General features: G+C 69.7%; 8 protein-coding genes. 2 read left to right on the forward strand and 6 right to left on the reverse strand.

Annotated features, from left to right (window positions below; all coding sequences use genetic code 11):
- Positions 1-17: 17 nt before the first annotated feature.
- The 4 genes from GVN67_RS08920 to GVN67_RS08935 are packed head-to-tail and all read right to left on the reverse strand — an operon-like array spanning position 18 to position 5046.
- Positions 18-1631, reverse strand: coding sequence for an ABC transporter ATP-binding protein (locus tag GVN67_RS08920; RefSeq protein WP_159994937.1), 1614 nt, complete (start codon positions 1629-1631; stop codon positions 18-20).
- Positions 1628-2473, reverse strand: coding sequence for an ABC transporter permease (locus tag GVN67_RS08925; RefSeq protein ID WP_159994939.1), 846 nt, complete (start codon positions 2471-2473; stop codon positions 1628-1630). The genes GVN67_RS08920 and GVN67_RS08925 overlap by 4 nt, the downstream gene beginning before the upstream one ends.
- The gene (locus GVN67_RS08930; RefSeq protein WP_200845183.1) at positions 2470-3456 is read right to left on the reverse strand and encodes an ABC transporter permease; all 987 of its coding nucleotides are present in this window, start codon (positions 3454-3456) and stop codon (positions 2470-2472) included. The genes GVN67_RS08925 and GVN67_RS08930 overlap by 4 nt, the downstream gene beginning before the upstream one ends.
- 3 nt (positions 3457-3459) lie before the next feature.
- Positions 3460-5046, reverse strand: a complete 1587-nt coding sequence (locus GVN67_RS08935; RefSeq protein WP_235035190.1) for an ABC transporter substrate-binding protein — start codon at positions 5044-5046, stop codon at positions 3460-3462.
- A 90-nt stretch (positions 5047-5136) separates the two neighbouring features.
- On the opposite strand from GVN67_RS08935, the gene GVN67_RS08940 reads away from it, so the two are divergent.
- Together GVN67_RS08940 and GVN67_RS08945 are read left to right on the forward strand one after the other, a co-directional pair.
- Positions 5137-6168, forward strand: coding sequence for a histone deacetylase family protein (locus GVN67_RS08940; RefSeq protein ID WP_159994941.1), 1032 nt, complete (start codon positions 5137-5139; stop codon positions 6166-6168).
- Between the two features lie 95 nt (positions 6169-6263).
- A complete protein-coding gene (locus tag GVN67_RS08945) occupies positions 6264-7766 on the forward strand; it encodes a YifB family Mg chelatase-like AAA ATPase (RefSeq protein ID WP_159994943.1) in 1503 nt (500 codons plus the stop codon).
- Positions 7767-7769: 3 nt separating this feature from the next.
- Here the strand turns inward: GVN67_RS08945 and GVN67_RS08950 are convergent, their stop codons facing one another.
- On the reverse strand, positions 7770-8162 hold the full coding sequence (locus GVN67_RS08950; protein ID WP_159994945.1) for a hypothetical protein: 393 nt from the start codon (positions 8160-8162) through the stop codon (positions 7770-7772).
- Positions 8105-8401: a hypothetical protein gene (locus GVN67_RS08955; protein WP_159994947.1), complete on the reverse strand. Its 297-nt coding sequence runs from the start codon at positions 8399-8401 to the stop codon at positions 8105-8107. The genes GVN67_RS08950 and GVN67_RS08955 overlap by 58 nt, the downstream gene beginning before the upstream one ends.
- Between the last annotated feature and the right edge of the window lie 194 nt (positions 8402-8595).

Below are 8595 nucleotides of genomic sequence, written 5' to 3' on the forward strand. Positions count from 1 at the left end.
CGCGCAGTTCAGACCGGTCAGGCGGTTTCGGCAAGCACCGGCGGCGTCCAGTCGCGTCCCGGAATGCTGTCGAGCAGCGCCCGGGTATAGGGATGCTGCGGCGCACCGAAGACCTGCTCGGTCGGGCCGAGCTCGACGATGGCGCCGCGCTGCATCACCGCGATGCGGTCGCAGATCTGGGCGGCGACGCGCAGGTCATGGGTGATGAACAGCATGGTCAGCCCCAGCCGCTGGCGGATTTCGGCCAGCAGGTCCAGCACCTGGGCCTGCACCGAGACGTCGAGGGCCGAGACAGGCTCGTCGGCGATCAGCAGTTCGGGCTGCATCGCCAGGGCGCGGGCCAGGCCGATGCGCTGCCGCTGCCCGCCGCTGAACTCGTGCGGATAGCGTTCCATCGCCGAGGGATCGAGCTTGACCAGCCGCAGCAGGTCGAGCGCCCGGGTCCGCGCCTCGGCCGGCGAGACGCCATGGGTGATCGGCCCCTCGGTGATGGCGTCGCCCACCTTCCGCCGCGGGTTCAGCGAGGCATAGGGGTCCTGGAACACCATCTGGATCCGCTTGCGATAGGGCAGCCAGCCCTGGCGCGACAGCGGCCGCAGATCCTTGCCATGGAACAGGATTTCGCCCTTCTCGGGCTCGACCAGGCGGACGACGCAGCGGGCCAGCGTCGACTTGCCGGAGCCGCTTTCGCCGACCAGGCCCAGCGTCTCGCCCTTGTTCAGGGTGAAGTCGGCATCGTGCACCGCCTTGACCACCGCCTTCGGGCCGAACCAGCCGCCCCGCTGGTAGGTTTTCTCGACGCCCTTCATCACCAGCACCGGCGACGGGCGGATGGCGGGCTTTTCCAGGGCCGCGCCATGCGGCACGGCGGCGATCAGCTTGCGGGTATAAGGGTGTTGCGGCGCGTTCAGGATGTCGGATGCCGGCCCCTGCTCGACGATGCGGCCATGCTGCATCACCGCGACGCGGTCGGCGATCTCGGCGACGACGCCGAAGTCGTGGGTGATGAACATCACCCCCATGCCCTTGCGTTCCTGGATCTCGCGCATCAGCCGCAGGATCTGCATCTGCGTCGTCACGTCGAGCGCGGTGGTCGGCTCGTCGGCGATCAGCAGCGCGGGCTCGAGCGCCAGCGCCATGGCGATCATCACGCGCTGCCGCTGGCCGCCCGACAGGCGAAAGGGATGCATCCGCGCGATGGAGGCCGGGTCGGGCAGGTTCACCGCGGCCAGCAGCTCCGGCACGCGGGCTTTCGCTTCCGACCCCTTGCCATGCACCTGCAGCGCCTCGGCGATCTGGTCGCCGACCCGCATCAAGGGGTTCAGCGCCGTCATCGGCTCCTGGAAGACCATGGCCATGCGGCGGCCGCGGCGGGAGCGCAGCGCCTCGGCGGAGAGGCCCAGGATGGATTCGCCCTCGAAGGTGACGGTGCCCGCCTTCACCTTCAGCGTCTTCGGCAGCAGCCCCATCACCGTGTTGGCGGTGATCGACTTGCCGGAGCCGCTCTCGCCGACGACGCACAGGATCTCGCCGGCATCGAGGTGGAGCGACAGTTCCTCGACAGCATGCGGCCGGTCGGCCCCTTGCGGCAGGGCAACAGTCAAAGAGTCGACGGTCAGCAGTCGGGTCATGGCTTGCCCCCGCGGTTGCGCGCCAGGCGCGGGTTGAGCGCGTCGGACAGGCCTTCGCCGACCAGGTTCAGCGAGAGCACCGTCAGGAAGATGGCGATGCCGGGGAAGACGCTCATCCACCAGGCCATGCGGATGACGCTGCGGCCGGAGCCGATCAGGAAGCCCCAGGACATCATGTTCGGATCGCCGAGGCCGAGGAAGGACAGCGCGCTTTCCAGCAGGATGGCCGAGGCCACCATCAGCGAGGACAGCACGACGATCGGCGACAGCGCATTGGGCAGGATGTCGCCCACCACGATCGACAGCCGCGATTTTCCCAGCACCTCCGACGCCTGCACGAATTCCCGCGACCGCAGCGACAGGAATTCGGCGCGGACGACGCGGGCGACGGGCGGCCAGGAGACGACGGCGATGGCGAAGACGATGGAGGCGATCGAGGGCGTGAAGATCGCGACCAGCAGGATGGCGAGCACGAAGCTCGGGATGGTCTGGAAGAATTCGGTGAAGCGCATCACCAGGTCGTCGACCAGCCCGCCCAGATAGCCGGCGATGGCGCCCAGGCTGACGCCGATGGCCAGCGCCGCGACGGTCGAGACCGCGCCGACCAGCAGAGAGACGCGCGCGCCATGGGCGATGCCGGCGGCGACGTCGCGGCCCAGGCTGTCGGTGCCGAGCAGCATGCCTTCCTCGCCCGGGGGGGCGAAGGGCATCCCCGCCATGTCCCAGGGGCTGCCCGGATAGAGCACCGGCGCCAGCACGGCGAGGATCAGCACCGCGACCAGCACGACGAGGCCGACGACGGCGCCGCGATTGCGGGAGAAATTGCGCCAGAAGTCCTTCATGCGGAGACCTCCACGCGCGGATCGACGACCGCGTAGAGCAGGTCGGTGATCAGGTTGAACAGCACCACCATGACGCTGGTGCAGAAGAAGACGCCCATCAGCACCTGGTAGTCGCGGGCCAGCAGCGCCTCGAAGGCCAGCCGCCCGATGCCAGGCCAAGCGAAGACCGTCTCGACCAGGATCGAGCCGCCGATCAGCTGCCCGGCCTGGATGCCGGCGAAGGTGATGATCGGCAGCAGCGCGTTGCGCAGGATGTGGCGGCGCAGGATGCGGCCCTCGGGGACGCCCTTGGCGCGGGCCGTCTTGACGAAATCCTGGTCGGCGACCTCCAGCATGGTGGCGCGCGACAAGCGGGCATAGACGGCGACATAGAACAGGCCGAGGGTCAGCGCCGGCAGCAGCAGGTGCTTGGCCACGTCCAGCACGACGGCGAAGCCATGCAGCTCGACGCCGACCGAGGCCATGCCGAAGGAGGGCAGCCATTCCAGCGTGACGCTGAACAGCAGCACCAGCATCAGCCCGACCCAGAAGAGCGGCGTGGCGTAGAAGGTCAGCGCCAGGACGGTGATGATGGAATCGCCCCAGGTGCCGACGCGCAACGCCGCCAGCGCGCCCATGGCGACGCCGACGGACAGCGCGAAGACGAAGGCGGCGCCGGTCAGCAGCAGGGTCGCCGGCAGCCGGTCCCAGAGCAGCGAGGCGACGGCGACCTGCTGGCGGTGGCTGAAGCCGAGGTCGAGGGTCAGCACCCCTTTCAGATAGATCCAGAGCTGGACATAGAGCGGCTGGTCCAGGCCGAATTGCGCCCGCAGCTGCTCCAGGAAGCGCGCATCGGCCGCCCCCGACTGTCCGGCGATGATGCTGGCCGGGTCACCCGGCGCCGCATGGATCAGGAAAAAATTGCAGACGACGATCGCCAGGATGACGATCGCCGCCTTGACGAGGCGGCCCAGCAGATAGCCGGGCAGCTTCGACAGTTCCATCAATCAGGCCAGGAAGACGTCGTCGAAGCAGGCATGGATGCCCGAGCCCGACGTGATGACGTTCTGCAGCTTCTTGTCGTAGATGCTGGGGAAGGACATCTCCAGCAGCCAGAGCAGCGGCGCCTCCTCCACCAGCAATTTCTGCACGTCGCTGAAGGCGGCCTGACGCACCTTCGGATCGGCGGAGTCACGCCCCTGGGTGAACAGCTCGTCCACCTTGGGATTGCTGTAGCCGGCGACGTTGGAGAAAAGAATCTTCTTGATGTTGGTGGAGACGTAGGAGCGCTCCACCCCCAGCGTCGGGTCGCCATACTGGTAGAGATAGTTGATGGTGGTGTCGAAATCCCAGGCGCCGGTGCGCTGCGCCCAGGTGCCGACATCGACCGATTCCAGCTGCAGGTCGACGCCGACCTGGCGGAAGGACTGCCGCAGATATTCGCCGAGGCGGGTGAAGACCTCGCCATAGGGCAGGCTCATATGCTTGATGGTGAAGCGCACGCCCTGGCCGTTCGGCTTCAGCCCCGCCGCATCCAGCAGCTTCTTCGATTCCTCGACATTGAAGGCGGCCGACTTGGCGGTGCCGTCGTAGAAGCGGGTCGCGCTGTGGAAGGGGCCGGTCGCCGGCTTGCCGATGCCGAACCACAGGCGCTGGGCGATGAAGTCGCGGTTGACCGCCATGGTCAGCGCGCGGCGGACGCGGACATCGTCCAGCGGCTTCACGCGGTGGTTGAACTCCATCCACATCAGCGGGCCGAAATATTCCCAGCCCTCGGTCTTCACCTCGAGGTTCGGCCGGGCGCGCATCTGCGGCACGTCGAAGGGCTCGATGTCGTTCGACTGGGTCAGCTGCACCTGGCCGGATTCGAGCGCCAGGCGGCGGCTCTGGCTGTCAGGCACGACGCGGTAGATGATGGCGTCCAGATAGGGCTGGCCCGGCTTCCAATAGTCGGCGAAGCGCTCGAGGCGGATGAAGTTGCCGCGCTGCCACTCGACGAACTTGAAGGGCCCGGTGCCGACCGGCCGGGAGACCGCCGGCGCCTGCCGGTAATCCTGCCCGTCGAACAGGTGCTTCGGCACGATGGCCGAGACGGTGACGTCGAACATCAGCAGGAAGGGCTCGAAGGGCGCCGAGAGGGTGAACTTCGCGGTCGTCGGGTTGACCGCCACGCCCTCCTTGATGCGGGCGAAGACGCCGCGGGCGCGGGGCGAGACCTCCATGTGAAACTTCATGATGGAGAAGATCACGTCGTCCGCCGTCATCGGCTGGCCGTCGTGGAACTTGACGTTCTCCTGCAGGTGGAAGGTGTATTCCAGCCCGTCGGCCGAGACCTCCCAGCGCCTGGCCAGCTCCGGCATCGGGTTGAGCTTGGCGTCGTAGCGCAGCAGGCCCTGGAAGATCTTGCCGCCGACGATCAGCGTCGGCGCCTGGTTGTTGACGCCGACATGCAGCACCGGCGGCTCGGGATTGACGATGCTGTTCAGGGTGCCGCCGCGCTTCGGCTGGATGCCCTGGGCGAGCGCGTCTTCCACGCGCATCAGCAAGGGGGCAGCAGCCGCTGCGGCCAGCAGGCCGCGACGAGAAAACGCCATTTTATTCTCCAACGAGAAACTTCCCTGGCGCGACGCTAGCCCTGCCCAGGGCGGATCGACAAGAGCGCGCATCAGGCATAGGTTTTTTGCATGCGCGTCTTTGCCCACCCCGACCAGTCGCGGCACACGCCGCAATTCTTCCTCCAGCGCGGCCAGGTCCGCCGGAACTTCGAGGTGCCGGAGCGGGCCGAGGCCCTGCTCGCCGCGCTGCACCGGCTGAAGCTGACGGTGGAGGACCCTGGCACCGTCGACCGCGCCGCCCTGCTGGCGGTGCACGATGCCGGCTATGTCGGCTTCCTGGCCGGCGCCGCCGAGGCCTGGGCCGCCCTGCCCGAGAAGGGCCCCGAGGTGGTCGCCAACATGCACCCCTCGCCGGAGATGCTGGAGCAGGGTGCGGTGATGCCCGATTCCGTCATCGGCCAGGCCGGCTGGTACACGGCCGACACTGCCTGCCCGATCGGGCCCGGCAGCTGGGAATCGATCATCGGGGCTGCGTCCTGCGCGCTGGCGGCGGCGAAGGTCGCGGCGGGCGGCGGGTCGGCCTATGCGCTGGCGCGGCCGCCGGGGCACCACGCCTATGCGGCGCGGGCCGGGGGCCATTGCTATATCAACAACAGCGCGCTGGCGGCGCAGGCGCTGCGCGATGCCGGCGCCGCGCGGGTCGCGGTGATCGATATCGACGCGCATCACGGCAATGGCACGCAGGGCATCTTCTGGCGGCGCGGCGACGTGCTGACCGCCTCGGTCCATGGCGATCCGGCCGGCTACTACCCCTGGTATATCGGCCATGCCGGGGAACGCGGCGCGGGTGAAGGCGACGGGTTCAACCTGAACCTGCCCTTGCCGCGCGACACTGGCGATGCGTCCTGGCTGGATGCCGTGGTGCTGGCCGCCGAGCGCGCCCGCGATTTCGGCGCCGAGGCGCTGGTGATCCCGCTGGGCTTCGATGCCTCGGAGCATGAGCCGCTGAGCTTCCTGAAGGTCACCGAGGATGGCTTCGCCCGTTCCGCCGAGATCCTGGCGGGATTGGGCCTGCCGACGGTGATCGTGCAGGAGGGCGGCTACAATGTCGGCGTGATTGGCGGCTTGCTGGAGCGTTTCCTGACCGCCTTCGGTCGCTGAATTTACAGAAATAGACGGGGGTCTGGGGGAATACCTTCCCCCAGCCTTCCCTTCCTGGTTGAGTTTTCGCATTTGGATCGATACGTTTCCGATCCATGCCCGTCATCCGCCTGTCCAGCTTCGGCTTCTCCGGCATCGAGGCCTTGCCGGTCGAGGTGCAGGTGCAGATCGGCCCTGGCCTGCCGTCCCTCTCCCTGGTCGGCCTGCCCGACAAGGCCGTGGCCGAGAGCCGCGAGCGGGTGCGCGCCGCGCTGACCGGGCTCGGCCTGTCGCTGCCGCCGAAGCGCATCGTCATCAACCTGGCGCCGGCGGGGGTGCAGAAGGAGGGGTCGCATTTCGACCTGCCGATCGCGCTGGCCTTGCTGGCCGCGATGGAGATCGTCCCGGCCGAGGAGCTGTTCTCCTTCTCCGCCCTGGGCGAGCTGGCGCTGGACGGGGCGATCGGCCCGGTCTGCGGCATCCTGCCGGCGGCCTTCGGCGCGGCGCAGCGCGGGCACGGACTGATCTGCCCGGCCAGCCAGGGCGGCGAGGCGGCGCTGGCCGGGGTGGAGATCCTGGCCGCCGAAAGCCTGCAGCAATTGATCGCGCATCTGACCGGGCGGACGGTGCTGTCGGCGCCGCTGGTGCAGCCGGCGGTGGCCGAGACGGTGGAAGGCCCCTGCCTGTCCGAGGTGAAGGGTCAGGAGAGCGCCAAGCGCGCGCTGGAGATCGCCGCGGCCGGGCGGCACAGCCTGCTGCTGGTCGGGCCTCCCGGTGCCGGCAAGTCGATGCTGGCGGCGCGGCTGCCGGGATTGCTGCCCGACCTGACGCTGCGCCAGGCGCTGGAGCTCAGCATGGTGCGCAGCATCGCCGGGCTGATCGAGGGCGGGCGCATCTCGTCGCGGCCACCCTATCGCGACCCGCATCATTCGGCCAGCCAGGCGGCGCTGGTCGGCGGCGGGCCGCGCGCGCGCCCCGGGGAGCTCAGCCTCGCGCATCACGGCGTGCTGTTCCTGGACGAGCTGCCGGAGTTCATCCGCCCGGCGCTGGAGGCGCTGCGGCAGCCGCTGGAATCCGGCCATTGCATGGTCAGCCGGGCGGCCGCGCATGTGCGCTATCCGGCGCGGGTGCAGCTGGTGGCGGCGATGAACCCCTGCCGCTGCGGGCAGCTGGGCCAGCCGGGGCGGGAATGCGGCAGCGCGCCGGGCTGCGCCGAAGCCTATCAGGGCCGCGTGTCCGGCCCCCTGCTGGACCGGATCGACATGACGGTGGCCATGGCGCCGATCGCCCCCGCCGCGCTGACCCGCGCCCCGCCCGGCGAGCCCAGCACCGCCGTCGCCGCCCGCGTGCTGCGCGCCCGCCGGCGCCAGGCCGAGCGCGCCGGCGACCCGGAGGCCTGCAATGCCGAGGCGCCGCTGGACAGCCTGCTGCCCCAGGTGGCGCCGGAGGCCCTCGCCCTGGCGGAAAAGGCGGCGGCGCAGCTCGGCCTGTCGAATCGTGGCTTCACCCGCTGCTTCCGGGTGGCGCGCAGCATCGCCGATCTGGAGGGGGTGGCCGGCATCGGCAAGGCGCATCTGGCCGAAGCGCTGGGCTATCGCCAGCGCAGCGGCCAGGCGTGACGCTCAGGTGAAGCGGCCCGGCCGGTAATGGTGCCAGTGGCGCGCGCCACGCTGCCGCCGCCAGTCCAGCACCGGCGCCACGGCCAGCAGCGGCAGGCTGATCACCACCGCCAGGCCGAAGCCGGCGGCCACCGCCCGCCCGGCCAGCACATAGCCAGCCGCGGCACCACCCATGGTCACCACATTGGTGGCGACCGCCAGGTACCAGCAGGCGCGGATGACATGGCGACGCTGCCGCTCGGGCGGGGCGGCGGGAGATTCTTCGGTGAAGACGCGGCCATCCGCCCGGACGTCGTAAAGCCGGGCGGGGTCGATCGTGAAAGGCGGTGGGGCGGGCTTCAGCGCCGCGTCATGGTCGCGAAGCCCCGCAGCCCGCCATTGCGGCGGGCTCGCCACCACAGGCTGCCGAAGGCGACCAGCCCGGCGGCGATGGCCACCGGGATCGCGAGAGCGAAGAAGGCCAGGGCGATGCCGGCGACGACGATGCCGGCGGCGGCGACCGCGACCAGGGCCGCCGCACCGCCCAACCGCATCAGCAGGCGGTCGAGCCAAGTGGTGGCGCGCGGCGCGGGGTCGCGGAACTCGCCTTCCGGGGTCATGTCCAGCACGGGGCGGTCGGAATGTCGCGGGTCCATGGACGCGATGTTGCCCTGAATGGCGGCCAGTTCAAGAGCAATCCGCCATCCGTCCGTGCAACGAAGCGTGGCAGGGCGTGTGATCGGCCGGGGATGCATGATACCGAGGGGCATGCGCCCCCTCGCCTGCCTCGCCCTGGCCGCCACCCTGATGACGGCCGCGCTGGTCCCCGCCCTGGCCACCGCCCTGGCCG

The organism is Roseomonas sp. 18066 (assembly GCF_902706185.1).
GTDB lineage: Bacteria > Pseudomonadota > Alphaproteobacteria > Acetobacterales > Acetobacteraceae > Pseudoroseomonas.